General features: G+C 72.7%; 15 protein-coding genes. 6 read left to right on the top strand and 9 right to left on the bottom strand.

All coding sequences use genetic code 11. The annotated features are described in order from the left end of the window. Positions 1-19: 19 nt before the first annotated feature. The 7 genes from pheT to infC all read right to left on the bottom strand — a co-directional run bounded on the left by pheT (position 20) and on the right by infC (position 7,412). Positions 20-2,527: a phenylalanine--tRNA ligase subunit beta gene (gene pheT, locus ACFRCG_RS40495; RefSeq protein WP_380040990.1), complete on the bottom strand. Its 2,508-nt coding sequence runs from the start codon at positions 2,525-2,527 to the stop codon at positions 20-22. Further along, the gene (gene pheS, locus ACFRCG_RS40490; RefSeq protein WP_380001047.1) at positions 2,527-3,648 is read right to left on the bottom strand and encodes a phenylalanine--tRNA ligase subunit alpha; all 1,122 of its coding nucleotides are present in this window, start codon (positions 3,646-3,648) and stop codon (positions 2,527-2,529) included. Before pheS ends, pheT begins: the two co-directional genes overlap by 1 nt. A gap of 158 nt (positions 3,649-3,806) precedes the next feature. Then, positions 3,807-4,856, bottom strand: coding sequence for an ATP-binding protein (locus ACFRCG_RS40485; protein ID WP_380040988.1), 1,050 nt, complete (start codon positions 4,854-4,856; stop codon positions 3,807-3,809). Between the two features lie 136 nt (positions 4,857-4,992). Continuing rightward, positions 4,993-5,841: an RNA methyltransferase gene (locus ACFRCG_RS40480; RefSeq protein WP_126636056.1), complete on the bottom strand. Its 849-nt coding sequence runs from the start codon at positions 5,839-5,841 to the stop codon at positions 4,993-4,995. Between the two features lie 73 nt (positions 5,842-5,914). Then, a complete protein-coding gene (rplT, locus tag ACFRCG_RS40475; RefSeq protein WP_020552013.1) occupies positions 5,915-6,307 on the bottom strand; it encodes a 50S ribosomal protein L20 in 393 nt (130 codons plus the stop codon). A 120-nt stretch (positions 6,308-6,427) separates the two neighbouring features. Beyond that, positions 6,428-6,622, bottom strand: coding sequence for a 50S ribosomal protein L35 (gene rpmI, locus ACFRCG_RS40470; RefSeq protein WP_078978620.1), 195 nt, complete (start codon positions 6,620-6,622; stop codon positions 6,428-6,430). 94 nt (positions 6,623-6,716) lie between these two features. After that, positions 6,717-7,412 (bottom strand): translation initiation factor IF-3, encoded by a 696-nt coding sequence (gene infC / locus ACFRCG_RS40465; protein ID WP_380041029.1) that lies wholly within the window; start codon positions 7,410-7,412, stop codon positions 6,717-6,719. Between the two features lie 374 nt (positions 7,413-7,786). On the opposite strand from infC, the gene ACFRCG_RS40460 reads away from it, so the two are divergent. Further along, complete coding sequence (locus ACFRCG_RS40460; RefSeq protein ID WP_380040986.1) at positions 7,787-8,155, top strand: DUF1844 domain-containing protein; 369 nt, start codon at positions 7,787-7,789, stop codon at positions 8,153-8,155. A gap of 188 nt (positions 8,156-8,343) precedes the next feature. On the opposite strand, the gene ACFRCG_RS40455 is transcribed toward ACFRCG_RS40460, so the two are convergent. Then, positions 8,344-9,081, bottom strand: a complete 738-nt coding sequence (locus ACFRCG_RS40455; RefSeq protein ID WP_380040984.1) for an SseB family protein — start codon at positions 9,079-9,081, stop codon at positions 8,344-8,346. A gap of 1,681 nt (positions 9,082-10,762) precedes the next feature. Then, the gene (locus ACFRCG_RS40450; protein WP_380040982.1) at positions 10,763-12,340 is read right to left on the bottom strand and encodes a carboxyl transferase domain-containing protein; all 1,578 of its coding nucleotides are present in this window, start codon (positions 12,338-12,340) and stop codon (positions 10,763-10,765) included. Positions 12,341-12,640: 300 nt separating this feature from the next. Between ACFRCG_RS40450 and ACFRCG_RS40445 the strand changes: the two genes are divergently transcribed. The 5 genes from ACFRCG_RS40445 to ACFRCG_RS40425 all read left to right on the top strand — a co-directional run. Continuing rightward, a complete protein-coding gene (locus tag ACFRCG_RS40445) occupies positions 12,641-13,885 on the top strand; it encodes an amino acid deaminase/aldolase (protein ID WP_380040980.1) in 1,245 nt (414 codons plus the stop codon). A gap of 218 nt (positions 13,886-14,103) precedes the next feature. Beyond that, positions 14,104-14,478: an STAS domain-containing protein gene (locus ACFRCG_RS40440; RefSeq protein WP_020552020.1), complete on the top strand. Its 375-nt coding sequence runs from the start codon at positions 14,104-14,106 to the stop codon at positions 14,476-14,478. A gap of 99 nt (positions 14,479-14,577) precedes the next feature. Continuing rightward, entirely contained in the window at positions 14,578-15,519 is a 942-nt protein-coding gene (locus tag ACFRCG_RS40435; protein ID WP_380040978.1) for a 5'-3' exonuclease H3TH domain-containing protein, read from the top strand. A 154-nt stretch (positions 15,520-15,673) separates the two neighbouring features. Then, positions 15,674-16,402, top strand: a complete 729-nt coding sequence (locus ACFRCG_RS40430; protein ID WP_380040976.1) for a hypothetical protein — start codon at positions 15,674-15,676, stop codon at positions 16,400-16,402. A gap of 243 nt (positions 16,403-16,645) precedes the next feature. Further along, the coding region (locus ACFRCG_RS40425) for an RNA polymerase sigma factor (protein WP_380040974.1) at positions 16,646-17,753 on the top strand (1,108 nt) is incomplete at its 3' end.

Raw genomic sequence — 17,753 nt, 5'->3', positions numbered from 1 at the left:
CGATCCGGCCCGAGAGGCGTCACGCCCCGCGCAGCACCGCCCCGGTCCGCTCCGCCGCGAGCGCCACCGCCGCGTCCCGCGCGGCCGTCGCCTCCTCGACCGTGAGCGTGCGGTCCCGCGCCCGGAAACGCAGCGCGTAGGCCAGCGACTTGCTGCCCTCGCCGACCTGCGAGCCGGTGTACACGTCGAACAGGCGCACCGATTCGAGCAGCGCCCCGGCCCCCTCGACCAGCGCGGCCTGCACCGCGGCGGCCGGCACCGAGTCGGACACCACGAGCGCCACGTCCTGGGTGGCCACCGGGTAGGAGGAGACGTGCCCGGCCTGGACCGGGCGCTCCCCGTCCAGGTCGGCGGTGAGCAGGTCCAGGTCCAACTCCATCGCGCCGACCCGCTCCGGCAGGTGCAGCGTCTTGAGCACCCTCGGGTGCAGCTCGCCGGCGTGCCCGACGACCCGCTCGCTCCCGTCCGGCGCGGTCGCCACCAGCGCGGCGCAGCGCCCGGGGTGCCACGGCTCGTGCCGATCCGCCCGCACGGTCAGCTCGACCCCGACGGCGTCCGCGACCACCCGCGCCGCCTCGATCGCGTCCGCCCAGATCTGCGGCCGGCCCTTGCCCCACCACCCGGAGCGCTCGCGCTCCCCGGACAGCACGACCGCGATCCGTTGCGGCTGGTGCGGCAACGCCGCGGCCAGCGAGGCCAGTTCCGCCTCACTCGGCCGCCGGTCCACGGCGAGCACGGGCGCGGGCGGTGTCGAGGCGTTCGGCCGGAAGACCACACCCGACTCGAACAGCGCGAGATCGGTGTTGCCGCGCCCGAGGTTGCGGCGCAGCGTGTCCAGCAGGCCCGGCAGCAGCGTGGTGCGCAGCGCCGGCTCCTCCTCGGAGATCGGGTTGACCAGCACCACGGTGCGCCGCCGCGCGTCGTCCTCGGCCAGGCCGAGGTCGTCGAACGCGCTCTGCCCCAGGAACGGGTAGTTGAGCACCTCGGTGTAGCCCGCGCCCGCGAGGGCCCGGCCCAGCCTGCGCCGGCGCCGCTGGTCGGCGGTCAGCCCGCGCCCGGCCGGCACCTGCGGCAGCGTGGCCGGCACCCGGTCGTAGCCCTCCAACCGGATGACCTCTTCGGCCAGGTCGTTGGGGTCGGTCAGGTCGGGACGCCAGGTCGGCGGGCCGACGGTGAGCGTGTCGATGCCCTCGACCGAACAGCCCACCTCCTGCAGCCGCTGGGCCACCGTCTCGCGGGTGTAGGGCACGCCCGCGACCTTCGCCGCGTGGTCGGCGGCCAGGGTGATCCGCACCGGCTCGCGCGGCGCGTCCACCTCGGTCACGCCCGCCTCGGCCTGGGCCCGCTCGCCGCCCAGCGCGGCCAGCAGGTCGACCGCGCGCTGCGCCGCGGCGCGGGCCGCCTCCGGGTCCACGCCGCGCTCGAACCGGCGCGACGCCTCCGAGGACAACCTGTGCCGACGCGCGGTGCGCGCGATGGCCACCGGGTCGAAGTGCGCGGCCTCGATCACGATGTCGCTCGTGTCGCCGCCGATCTCGGTGCTCTCGCCGCCCATCACGCCCGCGAGGCCGATCGGCCCGCGGTTGTCGCAGATCAGCAGGTCCTCGGGGTCGAGCGTGCGCTCGACGTCGTCGAGGGTGGTCAGCTTCTCGCCGGCCTGCGCGCGGCGCACCACGATCGGACCCTGCAGCCGGCCCCGGTCGTAGGCGTGCAGCGGCTGGCCCAGTTCGAGCATGACGTAGTTGGTCACGTCCACGACCAGCGAGATCGGCCGCATGCCGCTCATCTGCACGCGGCGCTGCACCCACAGCGGCGAGGGCGCGTCGGGGTCGACGCCGACCACGGTGCGCGCCACGAAGCGGTCGCAGCCGGCCGAGTCCTCGACCCGCACCGGGTAGCCGTACCCGTTGGCGTCGGGCACGTCCAGCAGCGCCGGGTCGCGCAACGGCTGCCCGTAGGCGATCGCCGCCTCGCGGGCCACACCGCGCATCGACAGGCAGTAGCCGCGGTCCGGGGTGACCGCGATGTCGAGCACCTCGTCGACCAGGCCGAGCAGTTCGATCGCGTCCGCGCCGATCTGCGCCTCGATCGGCAGCACGATGATGCCGTCGTGGTCGTCGCCCATGCCCAGCTCGCGGGCCGAGCAGATCATCCCGCGCGACACGCGCCCGTAGGTCTTGCGCTCGGTGATCTCGAACGGGCCGGGCAGCACGCCGCCCGGCAGGATCACCACGACCTTGTCGTCGACCTCGAAGTTGCGCGCGCCGCAGATGATCTCCTGCGGCTCGCCGGTGCCGTTGGCGTCGCCGACGTCGACCTTGCAGAACCGGATCGGCTTCTTGAAGCCCTCCAGCTCCTCGATCTCGAGCACCCGGCCGACCACGAGCGGACCCTTGAGATCCGCGCCGAGCTGTTCGACCGTCTCGACCTCGAGGCCCAGCGCCACGAGCTTGTCGGCGACGTCGCGCCCGGACTCGCCGGCGGGGAGGTCGACGTACTCCCGCAACCACGAAAGCGGGACCCGCATCAGATCTCCATCCCGAACGGGAGGGTGAACCGGACGTCACCCTCGACCATGTCCCGCATGTCCTCGACGTTGTGCCGGAACATCAGCGCGCGCTCCAGACCCACACCGAACGCGAAGCCGCTGTACACCTCGGGGTCGATGCCGCACGCGATCAGCACGCGCGGGTTGACCATGCCGCAGCCGCCCCACTCGATCCAGCCCTCGGACCGGCAGGTCCGGCACGGGTGCTCGGGGTCGCCCACCGAGGCGCCCCGGCACACGAAGCACTTGAGGTCGAGCTCGGCGGAGGGCTCGGTGAACGGGAAGTACGACGGGCGCAGCCGGGTGACGATGCCCTCGCCGAACATGGCCTGCACGAAGTGGTCGAGCGTGCCCTTGAGGTCGCCCATGGTCAGGCCCTTGTCGACGGCCAGGCCCTCGATCTGGCCGAACACCGGGGTGTGCGTGGCGTCCAGCTCGTCGGTGCGGTACACCCGACCCGGACAGATCACGTAGATCGGCGGCGTGCGGGTGAGCATGGTGCGGATCTGCACGGGCGAGGTGTGCGTGCGCAGCACCACGCCGGAGTCCGCGGAGCCGTCCTCGGCGCGCACGAAGAAGGTGTCCTGCATGGTCCGCGCGGGGTGGTCCGGCAGGATGTTGAGCGCGTCGAAGTTGTACCACTCGGCCTCGACCTGCGGGCCCTCGGCGACCTCGTAGCCCATCGCCACGAACAGGTCCTCGATGCGCTCGGAGAGCGTGGTCAGCGGGTGCCGGGCGCCGCGCGGGGCACGGTCCCACGGCAGCGTGACGTCGACGGCCTCCTCGACGAGCACGCGCGCGTCACGCTCCGCCTCCAGTTCGACCAGGCGCCGCTCCAGGGCCTGCTTGACCGCGCCGCGGGCCTGGCCGACGCGCTTGCCCGCCTCGGCCTTGGCCTGCGGCGGGAGCGCGCCGATCTCGCGGTTGGCCAGCGCCAGCGGCGAGCGGTCGCCGGTGTGCGCGACCTTCGCCTCCTGCAGCGCGGCCAGGTCGGCGGCGGCCGCGACCGCGGCGAGCGCCGCGTCCCTGGCCCGCTCGACTTCCTCGGGTTTCAACGCCTCGACCTCGACCGGGTCGTACGACTTGTTCGGTGCCGACATCTGTGTCCAGTGCTCCTGTGGGGGATCCGCCGGTGGTGGAGGCGGCAATGACGTCCTGCGACGTCCGCGCTCCGAGTTTACTGACGCCCGATGGGCGTGCGTGTCCGCGGCCGCCGGACCGCGACGACGTGGGTGGGACCTCCTCCGCGCGGGCAGCGCTACATGAGGACGTCCGGCATCGCGGCCGGCAGGGTGAATCGAAATCGGGCCCCGCCGCACTCGGCGCGATCCACGCCGATGGTGCCCGCGTGCGCCTGGACCAGGCCCTTGACGATGTACAGCCCCAGGCCGGTGCCACCGCGGCGGTTGCCGCGCCAAAAGCGGGTGAAGACGCGCTCGAGGAGTTCGTCCGGAATGCCCGGGCCCTCGTCGCTCACCGTGATCTCCGTCCCGTACGCACCGGGCGCGGACCCGATGGAGACCGCGCGCATCTCGATGGTGACGGTTCCCGCGCCGTGGCGCACCGCGTTTTCCAGCAGGTTGCCGAGAATCTGGTCGAGTTTGTCGGCGTCGAGCCACATGCGGGGCAACGGCCCGTCCACCACGACCACGAAGCGCTCGTCCGGCAGGCCGTTGCATTCGAGCGCGCGCAGGTGCCGGTGTACCGCCTCCTCCATGTCGACGACCTGGCGGTTGAGTTGCAGCCGGCCCGCGTCGATCCGGGAGATGTCCAGGAGTTCGGTGATCAGGCGGGTGACCCGGTCCGCGTCGGCGTCGACCGTCTCCAGCATCAGCCGCTTCTGCTCGTCGGTGAACCGCTCCCACTTGGCGAGCAGCGTCGCGGTGAAGCCCTTGACCGAGGTGAGCGGCGAGCGCAACTCGTGCGCGACGGTGGCGATCAGGTCGGAGTGGCCGCGCTCGATCCGCCTACGCGCGTCGGTGCAGCGCAGCGACACCACGAGCTTGCTCAGCGGCCCGCGCGGCCCGTCGGCGCGCACGTAGGACGCGGTGACCAGGATCTCCCGTCCGGCGAGCAGCAGGTTGCGCTCGGGTTGGCGGGTCCGGGTGGACAGTCCGCCGTACGGGTCGGTGCACACCCACCAGCGCCGGCCCTCGATGTCCTCCAGCGGCAGCGCGTCGGCGATGTGTTTGCCGAGCGCGTCCTCGGGACGCGTCCCGGTGATCCGGGCGGCGGCGGTGTTGAAGGTGACCACCGTGCCGTTCTCGTCGGCGACCACCAGGCCGTCGGGCAGCATGTCGGCGTCCATCGGCCCCCTTCCCGTTTCGGGCCCGAGGGAGTTCCGGGCCGGACACACTATCCCAAGGCGCAGCGTGCCGTCCGGGTGCGCCGGACGCAACCGACTCGTTCCCCGGCACTCGCCGGTCAAGCCGAGTACGTCGGGGTCATCGCGCGTTTCGCGCGCCGGAGCGGCAGCCCCCGTGTCCGCGTTGCGCGCGGGCGGAGGCATACAGACAAACGGCCGCGGCGGTCGCCAGGTTCAGACTCTCGGCCCGTCCGTGGATCGGCACCCGCACCACGGCGTCGGCCAGCGCGCGGGTCTCCTCGGGGAGCCCCCACGCCTCGTTGCCGAATATCCACGCGGTGGGTCCGGCGAGCCCGCCCGCGTCCAGTTCGCCGTCCAGATCGGCCTCGCCCGCGCCGTCCGCGGCCAGGATCCGCATCCCGGCGGCGCGCAACGCGGCGACGGTGTCCTCGATCCGGGCGCCGGTGACGACAGGCAGATGAAAGAGGCTGCCCACCGAGGCGCGCACGGCCTTGGGGTTGTACGGGTCCACGGAGGCGTCGGTGAGGACGACCGCCTCGGCGCCGGCCGCGTCCGCCGCGCGCAGTACGGTGCCCGCGTTGCCGGGGTCACGCACGTTGGCCAACACCGCGACCAGGTGCGGCCGCGCGGCCATCGCGTGTTCCAGGGGCACGTCCACGAACCGGCACAGCGCCACCACGCCCTGGGGGGTGACGGTCTGGCTGATCGCGGCGACGACCTCGTCGGTGGCGGTGAACACCGGCACCCGGGCCTCGTGCGCGCCGGCGACCAGATCGGGATAGCGCTCGGCCACCTCGGGGGTGATGTACATCTCACGCAGCGTGCCCGGCAGGGCCACCGCCTCGCGCACCGCCTGCGGTCCCTCGGCCAGGAACAACCGCTCCCGGGCCCGGAAAGCGCGTTTGGCGAGCCGCCGAGCCGCCGCCACTCGTGGTGATCGGGTGGACGTCAGCTCGGGGCTCGCCATCGCGTTACCGTTCTCTGCTCTCGACCTGCAACGGTCTGGGAAGTGCTGCGACATCGACGACGTTTGTCGACGATCAGGCCGCGGCGTCTTCCTTCTTCGCGTTGACGTCGGCCGGGAGGGCCTTCTGCGCTACCTCGACGAGGGCGGCGAACGCCGGGGCGTCGTTGACCGCGAGCTCGGCGAGCATCTTGCGGTCGATCTCCACACCGGCGGCCTTGAGGCCCTGCACGAAGCGGTTGTAGGTCATCCCGTTCAGGCGGGCAGCGGCGTTGATGCGCTGGATCCACAGCTGACGGAAGTCCCCCTTCCGCTTCTTGCGGTCGTTGTAGTTGTAGACCATGGAGTGGGTGACCTGCTCCTTGGCCTTCCTGTACAGACGGGACCGCTGGCCGCGGTAGCCGGACGCCCGCTCGAGGATGACGCGGCGCTTCTTGTGGGCGTTGACCGACCGCTTGACGCGTGCCACTTGATGAACTCCTTGATGTCAGACCGCGGTGTGTCGACCGCGGCCCGGGTAAGTCTGGGACCGTCGCCTGTCGCCGACCGGTGGGTTCTCGTCAGCCGGTGCGACGACTGCTGCCTACTACTACTTCTTGAGCAGCTTCTTGATCTTCTTGGCGTCGGCCGGGGCCACCTCGACGACACCGGCGAGGCGCCGGGTCAGGGTCGAGGGCTTGTGTTCGAGAAGGTGACGGCGACCCGCACGCTGGCGCAGCACCTTGCCGGAGCCGGTGATACGAAAGCGCTTGCTGGCACCGCTGTGGGTCTTGTTCTTCGGCATGTCGCCGCAGTCTCCTCGTCGTGCCGTACCCGCCCGGTACCACCGGGCAGGCACAGGTGTGTGTGCAAATCGGCGCGGGGCGACCCGTTCCGGGTCAGACCTGCTCTTCGGCCTTCGGCTCCGCGTCGGACTCGACGGGGGCTTCGGCGGCCTGAGCGGCGGCCTCGGCCTTGCCGGCTTCCGACTCGTCGGGGCGTTCGTCCCCGGACTCGACGGCCACCCGACGCGCGTCCTTGCGCGCCGCCTGGGCCTCGCGAGCCTCGGCCATGGCCTCGGTCTTCTTCTTGTGCGGGCCGAGAACCATGATCATGTTGCGGCCGTCCTGCTTCGGGTTCGATTCGATGAACCCGAGCTCCTGGACGTCCGTCGCGAGACGCTGCAGCAGTCGGTAACCCAGTTCGGGCCGGGACTGCTCGCGACCACGGAACATGATCGTGATCTTGACCTTGTCGCCCTGCTTCAGGAACCGCTCGACGTGACCCTTCTTGGTGTCGTAGTCGTGCGGGTCGATCTTCGGCCGGAGCTTCATCTCCTTGATGACCGTGTGCGCCTGGTTCTTGCGCGCCTCACGGGCCTTCATGGCCGACTCGTACTTGAACTTGCCGTAGTCCATGAGCTTGCAGACCGGCGGCCGGGCGTTGGCCGCGACCTCTACGAGGTCGAGGTCGTACTCCTGGGCAAGTTCCATGGCCTTGGCCAGCGGGACGATTCCGACCTGCTCGCCGCCAGGACCAACGAGTCGCACCTCGGGGACGCGAATCCGGTCGTTGATGCGGGGCTCGGCGCTGATGGGGCCTCCTCATACCTGAAGCGACCGCGGGCGAAGCGGTCACATGTGTCTCGGTGTCACTTCCCCCCGAGCCAGGTTCTCCGCAAAGCCATCCAGGCAACGCGAAAAAGCCTCGCACGGTTGCATGCGAGGCTCCACCACCGGCTGACGAAGCCGCCCACAGGGCGGCAAACGTGGAACGGACGCACACGAAGTGCGTCGCACCGGACCGGTACCCGTCGTCCGTGAGGTCGATCGGGTGGGAGACGGAGCCTCCGCTTGCAGGCCGGGCATGCAGATGCCCGGTCGGTCGATACACCACTCTACCACTGGCTCGAACATGCCGAAGGGCCCCGTTGTTCCCCGATTCGGGGGCATACCCGAGACTGGTCCCCATGAGCGAGAGCGCCCCCCATATTGCACCCGGCCCGACCGGCGACGTCGACGCGAAGACCCGCGACATCGCGGATGTACCGGCCATCGAGGTCATCACCACGGTGACCGTCCACCTGATGAGCGCGGCGGCGGTCAAACTGGGCCTGGCCGAGGACGGCGAGGCGCACAAGGACCTCGACGAGGCCCGCAAACTGATCACCGCCCTGGCGGGCCTGGTCACCGCCGCGGCCCCGGAAGTCGGCTCCCATCACGCGGCCCCCCTGCGCGACGGCCTCAAAACCCTCCAGCTGGCCTTCCGCGAAGCCTCCACATACCCGGACGTCCCCGGAAAGGGCCCAGGCGAAAAACTCACAGGCCCAGTCCACTAACCCCAAGCCGGGCCGGCCCACCCGGCCCGGCCCCCAACCCCACCACCCCACCCCACCCCCAAAAACCAAACGCCCCAGCCCCAATCCAGCCCACCCGACACTCGAGGAAAAACAAGCCGCACCCCAGCCCCGGGGGCAACCCGACCCCACCAGCCCATCCACCGCTCGAGAACGAACCCCGGTCGCGTCTATCGCGAAAAGAGCGGCTCCACCTCCAGCGAAGCACCCGGCGGCAACATCGCCAGGTCGAGCCCACGATCCAGCCGGGCCCGAATCACGTCATCCTCGGCCAACCGCCCCACGATCCGCCGCGCGGCCTCCGTCACCTCGATCGGCGACGCCGCCGCCACCAGGCTCAGCGTCAGATCGTTGCCGCCGCTCTCAGTCAGGTACACCGCCGACACAGCGCTCTCGGAGTGCACCGCCTCCCGCACCGCGCCCAGCACCTCCGGATCCCGGTGCGGAGCCAGATGCGCCCGCCCCTCGGCCACCGCCCGCAGCCGACTGCCCGAAACCTCGTACGGATGAGGCCCGGCCAGGTCGAGCAACAGCGTGTCCGCCTCCTCCGCGTACGCGGCGTGCGCGGCGCGCGCGGCCTCGACCGGGATCGGCCGGGCGTCCGCCCGCCAACGCGCCAGCGCCGCAACCGAGGTGAACGCCGGCAGCGCCCGCCGCCCATCCGGACCCTGGATCGTGGGCACCGCCATGTCGCTGGACTTCTCCCGCCGCAACTCCCCCGGGGCGACGTCCTCCTCCTCGGTCAGGATCGCCACCACCGGGACCAGCAGTCGCGCCTCGCACAGGGCCCGGGAGACCGCCTCGTCGTCCACCTCCGGCGCCGCCAGCGCCTGTGCCAGCGCGGGGTGCGCGCTGCCGTCGTCGTCGGGGAATCCGGTGTCGGGAATGCTCTTGCCGCTGAAATCCACCCGTCGACTGTAGGCCACCGCCCAACCGCCGCCACCACCCCGGACCGGCCCCCGGGAGCATCGCGGGTCGGCGACCACTTGCCGACCCGCGACCTCCCTATCGAGGTCCGGCTCCGCCCGCCCCGCACCCGACCCGCGACGGCGCGATCGAGCCGCCACGGCCCCGGGAAGCCGGACGAGGCGCCGGGCCGAGCCGGCCCGTCCTGGCCCGTGCTCGGACGGATCGGGCTGAAACCGGCGCGGATCCCGAACCGCGTTCAGCGTAGGTCCGACGGGATTTGCCGTTGGGGACTCCCACCACGCTCACCCATTCGAGTGAATCCAAGGTCACCCACTTGCCCCGCCCCTGCCGCGCAGGCATCCATCGTGCACAGGCGCCCACCGAGGCACCGGGTTCGACACACCAACGAGACGGCACGAGGCAACCCGGCCACCCGGGGCACAAGGCGGGCGGACGAAGGCTCCTCGGTGGAGCGAAGCGGAGCCGCGCCCCTCCGCCACCGGTGGAGCGAAGCGGAGCCGGAATCCCCAAGGCGCCGCGCAGCGGCAACGCCCCCCGCGCTTCCGCCCCCGACGGAGCGCAGCGGAGGAGCAACCACTCCACAACCACCCCGACAGGACCCCGGAGGCCGCCATGGCCCGGCCGGAGTCGCGGGGCGAGCAAGGCGCGAAGCCAGGATCGCGACACGAGCCGACCAAGCAACCAAACTCGCAGGAGAGCCATCCAAGCAACCACACCCGCAACACAAGCCACCCAAACAACCAAACTCGCAAGAGAAGCCACCCAAGCAACCACACCCGCAACACAAGCCACCCAAACAACCAAACTCGTATCCCGCGCCCTTGCTTCTTATCGGGCGCTTCGCGCCGGCTCGCGAGGCACCACTTTTTTCTCTCCCCCGCTTCGCTCCTCCGAGAAAAAAGCGGCCCCTCGCTCGGGGCCGGGCGTCCTTCCGCTTCGCTCCGGGCCACCCGACCCGAACTTCGCGGCTCCGCCGCTCTCCGCGCTCCGCGCGTCGATCTCCAGGGTCGGCCCGAGTCGTGGGCGCTGACGCGCCAACGGGAATACACGTCGGGTGTAGGGCGGCCGAGTCGCAGGATGCCCACGCGCTACAAACGTGTGCCCACCAGATGCGCGAAGCAGCCCAAGCCGCAGGCCGCTGACACACCACAAAGCCGCGCCCCCAGATGCGCGAGGCAGCCCAAGTCGCGGGGCCGCTGACGCGCCCCAAGGAGCGCCCCGCCACGCCTTCCGTGCATGTCCGAGTCGCAGCCGGAGGCCGTTCCGGTATGCCGCGTCGAGATGGGGGCGGGGCGGAGGCCGGAGCCGGAGCCGAGGCCGGGGCCGGAGCCCGAGCCGGGGCCGGAGCCGAGGCCGGAGCCGGAGCCGAGGCCGGGGCCGGAGCCCGAGCCGGGGCCGGAACCGAGGCCGGAGCCGGAGCCGGAGCCCGAGCCGAGGCCGGAACCGAGGCCGGAGCCGGAGCCCGAGCCGAGGCCGAGGCCAAGACCGGAGCCGAGGCCGGGGCCAAGGCCAGGGCCGGAGCCGAGGCCAAGACCGGAGCCGAGGCCGGGGCCGAGGCCAGGGCCGGAGCCGAGGCCAGGGCCGGAGCCGAGGCCGAGGCCGGAGCCGGGGCCGGAGCCCGAGCCGAGGCCAAGGCCGCCCACCCCCCTGGTCACGTGATCAAAGCCCCAACCCCCGGTAACGCAATCGCCTGCCCGCCAACCGAGTCGACGTGTCCATCGTTCGCAGACTGTCGAGTTCCTCCCGAAGCGCTTCCGCCACTCGTCGTACGAACGCCACAGGTTCGGTGGCCGCGTCCGGGTGTTCGGGGACCACGCGGTCGACGATGGCGTTGCGCTGCAGGTCGGCGGCCCGGATGCCCTGGCGGCCGGCGATCTCGGCGGCGCGATCGGTGGTGCGGTACAGGATCGCCGACGCGCCCTCGGGGGGCAGCGGCGACAGCCAGCCGTGTTGGGCGCAGACGACCCGGTCGGCCGGCAGCAGCGCGAGGGCGCCGCCGCCGGAGCCCTGTCCCAGCAGCAGGCACACCGTCGGCGCGGGCAACAGCACCAGCTCGGCCAGGCACCGGGCGATCTCCCCGGCCAGCCCACCCTCCTCCGCCTCCGGGGACAGCGCCGCCCCGGCGGTGTCCACCACGGTCACCAGCGGCAGCCCCAACTCGGCCGCCAGCCGCATTCCGCGCCGGGCCTGGCGCAGCCCCGCCGGGCCGAACGGACCGTGTTCGCTCTGCCGGGTGCGGTCCTGGCCCAGCACCACGCACGGCGCCCCGGGGCCGGCCCCGACCCCGAACCGGGCCAGCACCAGGCGCAGCGCCGGTTCGCTCTCCCCCTCCCCCGTCCCGCGCAGCGGGGTGACCGAGCACGCGCCGTGTCGCAGCAGCGTGCGCAGGCCCGGCCGGCGCGGATCGCGCGAGCGCCGCACCGACGTCCAGGCCGGCACGTCGGGCGCCGGTTCGGCCACGACCTCGGCGGCCGACCCGGACGGCCCCGACGGCCCCCGCGGCACGGGCGGCACGGGCGCTACGGACGACCCCGGCGGCCCCGGCGGCGCGGCGCCCGGGCCGAGCACGTCGAAGACCCGGATCACCACCCGGCGCAGTTCCTCCGGCGGCACCACCGCGTCGATCAGCCCGTGCTCGTACAGGTTCTCCGCGACCTGGACCCCGCCGGGGAACGGGCGATCGTGCAGGGCCTGGAACACCCGCGGCCCGAGGAAGCCGATCAGCGCGCCGGGCTGGGCGGCGGTGACGTGGCCGAGCGAGCCCCAGGACGCGAACACGCCGCCCGTGGTGGGGTGGCGCAGATAGACCAGGTACGGCAGACCCGCGGCGCGGTGCGCGGCCACCGCCGCGGAGATCTTGACCATCTGCAGGAACGCGACGGTGCCCTCCTGCATGCGGGTGCCGCCCGAGGTGGGCGAGGCGACCAGCGGCAGGCGCTCGGCGGTGGCGCGTTCGACCGCGAGGGTGAGCCGTTCCGCCCCGGCGACGCCGATCGAGCCGGCCAGGAAGTCGAACTCGCAGGCCACCACCGCGACCCGGCGCGCGTGGATGCGGCCCTCGCCGGTGACCAGCGCCTCGTCCAGGCCGGTGCGCTCGCGGGCCGCCGCCAGTTCGGCCGCGTAGTCCGGGTCCGGGGCGGCGAGCGTCGGCAGCGGGTCGTTCCAGGCCCGGAAGCTGCCCGGGTCCAGGACCCGGTCGATCAGGTCGAGCGCCCGCACCCGCTCGGGGTGACTCATACGGTCAAGCTAACGCACCGTCAACGCCCCGTCGGCGCGACTCGGCGCAGCCGGACCCGGACCGCCCGACGAGCCACCACGAGCCATCACGAGTCATCACGAACCATCACGAGTCATCACGAGTCATCACGAGCCACCATGAGCCATCACAAGTAATCACGAGCCACCATGAGCCATCACAAGTCATCACGAGCCATCACGAGTGACCACAAGCCACCACGAGCCCCACCCCCACTTCCTCCCGGCAAGTCCTACCCGTGAGTGCTACCGATCGGTACGTCGATCTGGCAGGCTGCGGCAATGGTCTCCGCCGCGCCCCCCGTGTCCGCTCCCGCCCCGACGCCGACCGCGAGCGCCGACCGGTCCCGCTACGACCGGGCCACCGCGCACCTGGACGCCCCCTTCGCGATCGTCGACCTGGACGCCTTCCGGGCCAACGCCGCGGACCTGGTGCGCCGCGCGGCCGGCACGCCGGTGCGGGTGGCCAGCAAGTCGGTGCGCTGCCTGCCGCTGCTGCGCGAGGTGCTGGCCATGGACGGCTACCGCGGCGTGATGGCCTTCACCCTGCCCGAGGGCCTGTGGCTGGCCGCCGAGGGCGTCACCGACATCCTGGTGGCCTACCCCTCCGTCGACCGCGCGGCGTATCGCCGGCTGGCGGCCGACGCCGAGGCCGCCGCGCGGGTGACGGTCATGATCGACGACCCGGCGCAGCTGGACCTGATCGAGCGCGCGCTCGCCGACGTGCGGCCCCGGGCCGAGGTGCGGGTGTGCCTGGACATCGACACCTCCTGGCAGCTCCTCGGCGGCCGGGTGCACATCGGCGCGCACCGCTCGCCGCTGCGCACCCCGGAGCAGGTGGCCGCGGTCGCCGAGGCGGTCGTGCGGCGGCCGGGCTTTCGGCTGGTCGGCCTGATGGCCTACGAGGCGCACATCGCGGGTGTCGGCGACGCGCCCGAGGGCCGCGCGCTGTATGGCCGGGTGGTGCGGGTGATGCAGGCGCGCTCGGGCGTCGAACTGCGCCGACGCCGGGCGGACATCGTGCGCGCGGTGCGGGCGGTCGCGCCGCTGGAGTTCGTCAACGGCGGCGGTACCGGCAGCGTGGAGCGCACCGTGGCGGAGACCTCGATCACCGAGGTCGCAGCCGGCTCCGGGCTGTTCCAGCCGCGCCTGTTCGACCACTACAGCGCCTTCCGGGGCCGGCCCGCCGCGCTGTTCGCCCTGCCGGTGGTGCGCCGGCCCGGCCACGGCTGCGTGACCGTGCTCGGCGGCGGCTACCCCGCGTCCGGCGTACCCGCGCCCGACCGGCTGCCCCAGCCGTACCTGCCCGCGGGCCTGACGTACCACGCGCAGGAGGCCGCGGGCGAGGTGCAGACCCCGCTGCGCGGCGCGCCGGCCGACGATCTGCGGATCGGCGACTCGGTGTGGTTCCGGCACGCGAAGGCAGGCGAGTTGTGCGAGCGTTTCGACGCGCTGCATCTGGTCGAGGGCGACCGGGTGGTGCGTACGGTGCCCACGTATCGGGGCGAGGGCCACACGTTCCTGTAGGCCGCGAACCCGAAACCCGGACCCGACGCGGCCCTTCGGATCGGCCGCCGGCACCCGAACCGACCTGCCATTACCCGGACAAGACCCACTCGTTCGACCCACCACACAAAAAACGACCCGTTGAGGGGCTGTCCGGCACCACTCCGGATGGCCCACAATGCCCATTGCCGGCGCCGTATCGGCGCGGCGGTACGTCCGGCCGGTGAAAGGTCGCAGCCATGATCGCGCGCTTGGGCACCCTCGGGCAGGAACATCCCGTCACCGGGGTGACGATCTGGCGCGGTTGTGCGGTCGTCCACCTGGCCGGCGAACTGGACCTGCACAACGCCCCGTTGTTGCACCGCACCCTGATCGAGTTGATCGACGGCGGGTGTCGCCGGGTGGTGGTGGACGCCACCGGGCTGAACTTCTGCGACTCGGTCGGCCTGGGTGTGCTGATAGACGCGTTCAAGTCGATGCACGCGTTCTCCGGCGAACTGCGGCTGGCCGCGCCCGACCGCAACGTGCGGGCGACGTTGCGGATGACCGGCCTGATCGACGTCCTCGGGGTGCGCGACACCCTCCAGGAAGTCCTGGACGAGTTCGCCGACTGACGCCGGCGCCGGCGGGCGGGCCGGCGCGACCCGCACGACCGCACGACCGCACGACGCACGACCGCACGAAGATAGGGTCCCGCGTCGGTGCGGTGCGGCATGATCGGGCTCGTGACCGAACGTCTGATGCTCCTCGACACCGCGTCCCTGTACTTCCGCGCCTACTTCGGCGTCCCGGAATCCGTCAAGGCCCCCGACGGCACGCCCGTCAACGCCGTACGCGGCCTGCTCGACTTCATCACCCGCCTGGTCGAGGACCGCGAGCCGACCCGGCTGGTCGCGTGCATGGACGCCGACTGGCGACCGCAGTTCAGGGTCGACGCGATCCCGTCCTACAAGGCGCACCGGGTCGCCGAGGAGATCGGTCCCGACGAGGAGGAGATCCCGGACACGCTCGGCCCGCAGGTGCCGGTGATCGAACAGACGTTGGACGCGCTGGGCATCCCGCGCGTGGGGGTCGCGGGCTTCGAGGCCGACGACGTGATCGCCACGCTGGCCACCCGGGCGCCGACGGCGGTGGACGTCGTCACCGGCGACCGGGACCTGTTCCAGCTCGTCGACGACGCGCGCTCGGTCCGGGTGCTCTACACGGTCAAGGGTGTGGCCGCGCACGAGGTGATCGACGAGGCGGCGGTGCTGGCCCGCTACGGCGTACCCGCGTCGGCCTACGCCGACTTCGCCACGCTGCGCGGCGACGCCAGCGACGGGCTGCCGGGGGTCAAGGGCATCGGGGACAAGACCGCCGCCCAGTTGATCGTCGAATACGGCGACCTGGCGGGGGTGCGCCGGGCGGCGGCCGACCCCCGGGCCAGGCTCACCCCGGCCCGGCGGGCGCGGATCGTCGAGGCGAGCGACTACCTCGACGTGGCGCCCGGCGTGGTGCGCGTGGTGCGCGACGTCCCGCTGCCGCCGGCGGCCGAGTGGGACCGGCCGCTGCCCACCGAACCGGCCGATCCGCAGGCGCTGGACGCGCTGCGCCGGCAGTGGGGCCTCACCGGGCCGGTGCACCGGCTGCTCGACGTGCTCGCCGCCCGCCGGTGATGCCCGAAATCTCCACCTGAGGACGGCGGCCGGCCACTCGAAAGGGTCGCTCCGGAACGCGCCGGGCGCACAGGCGCGAATGTGACCTGGGTCACATTCAAGAAATCTTCGGCGAACTTTGTCACGTTCGTCGCAAAGACTGCTCTCGACCGCCATGCGTACCGAGTGTGACACCCCGATCACCGCCCAACCCGACCGCGACTGGCTCCGAGGCGAGTGGCAGCGGGTGACCTTGCGGGCCGGTTGGCCCACCCGGGTCGCCTGGCACAGCGACGCCGTCGAGCAGTGCCTGGACGCCTTCGTCCGCGGCGGCCTGGTCCACGCCGCCTGCCTGGCCCTGGCCCGGGACCGGGCCGCCGCCGAGATCCCGCTGGACGTGGCCCTGGCCGAACTGGACGCGCTGTTCCTGTGCGGCCTCGCGCACAGCGCCCCCGGCCCGCTCGTCCAGGCCTACCTGAGCACCCGCGCCCGGGCCAACCCGCCCGGCACCCTGCCCCCCGGCACCGACCCGATCACCGAACTCCCCTCCGCCGCCCTCCTCCAGCAGCGCCTCGTCGAGCGCACCGCCGCCGGCGAACACGTGCGCATCGTCGTGGTGCGCCTGGAGGTGCCCGAGTCGCTGCTGTGGGGGCACCTGCGCCACCTGCTGCTCACCGCCCGCCACCTGGAACGGACCCTGGGCGACCTCGCCTACGCGGTGCCGCCCGGCCGGCTGATGGCCCTGCTCGACGGCGACGACCCGGAACTGCCCGACCGGCTCGACCGGTTGTGCCGCGCCCCCGTCGACCCCCTGGACGGCCCCGGCGGAGCGCCCGGCGGCGCGCCGCGGATCCCCCGGTCGAGCGTGCGCCTGACCACCGCACCGGGCACGACGGGGCGATAGCACCGTGACGAACCACCTCTTCGCACCCCCGTTCGTCACCCGAACGACGCAGCGTCACCCCGGCCGCGGTTCCACCGTCGACACGGGCGCGGACCTCGACCATCCGCGCCCGTGTCGCACCACCTGCGCCGGAGCGCACTCCGGGTGCCTTGCCGGGGCCCACCGCTTCTGGACAGACCGTGGCCGGATGGTCACGATGCTGTGCGAACGATCGGGCACGGCAAGGGCACAAGGGGGCAAACGGTGGCACGCGAGGACGACTCGGCGACCCCGGACCCCAGCGGCGGCGACATGGGTGGCGGCGCCGCGGAGGCGACCGGATCCGGCGCCCCCTTCGTCCCCGGCCAGCGCGGCGTGCATCACCCTCGGACGTACGACGGCGACTTCGGGCCCGCCGAGCCGGCCGCAGCCGAACCGGCCCAGCCCGGGTCGGCCCACGCCGCAACGACCGACCCCTTCACGCCCGAATCGGGCGTCGACCGTGCCTGGCGCCCAGCGCGGGACGACGAGGCGGTACCCGTGTGCGAGGGGCCCTCGGACCTGGAGTTGGCCGAGCGGGTACGCGCCGGCGACGGCAACGCCTACGGTCCGCTGTACCAGCGACACGTGCGCTCGGTACGGGCCTTCGCCCGCACCTGCACCCGCACCCCCGAGGCCGCCGACGACCTGTGCGCCGACGCTTTCGCGGCCACCCTGGAGGCGCTGCGGGCGGGCGGCGGGCCCCGGGAGGCGTTCCGGGCCTACCTGCTCACCACCGTGCGCCACCTGGCGATCAGCTGGACCCGGAACAATCGGCGCGAATGGCTCACCGAGGACTTCGCCCTCTTCGAATCGGCGTGCGAGAACCAGGATCCCCTGGTGAGGGCCGACGACACGCGACTGGCGTACCAGGCGTTCCGGGAGTTGCCCGAGCGCTCCCGGACGGTGCTCTGGCACGTGGACATCGAGGGCGAACAGGCCGTCCAGGTCGCCCCGTTGGTCGGCGAGAACCCGGACAACGTGCGCAAGATCCTGGAGCGGGCCCGCCAGGAACTCAAGGACAACTACTTCGTGGCGTTCGCCACCGGCGGTGTCGACGACGAGAAGTGCAGGAAGTTCACCCGGCACTACGGCCGGCACCTGCGCAACCGCATGGACTCGGAGCGGCGCCGGGAGAGCATCGACGCGCACCTGAAGAAGTGCAGCAGGTGTCACGACACCTACGCGGAGATGGCCGACGTGCGCGACCGGTACGGGCCGATCGCGCTCGCGCTGATCGGCATCACCTCGCCGATCTTCCTCAGCGGTACCGCCGTGGCCGCCGGCGCCGCCGCGGCGGGGGCGGCGGCGGCCGGCGGGCTCGGCCTGGCGG

This window comes from Embleya sp. NPDC056575, assembly GCF_042793325.1.
GTDB lineage: Bacteria > Actinomycetota > Actinomycetes > Streptomycetales > Streptomycetaceae > Embleya.
Note: the sequence above shows the minus strand (reverse complement) of the source record. Positions and strands in the feature narration are given on the sequence as shown.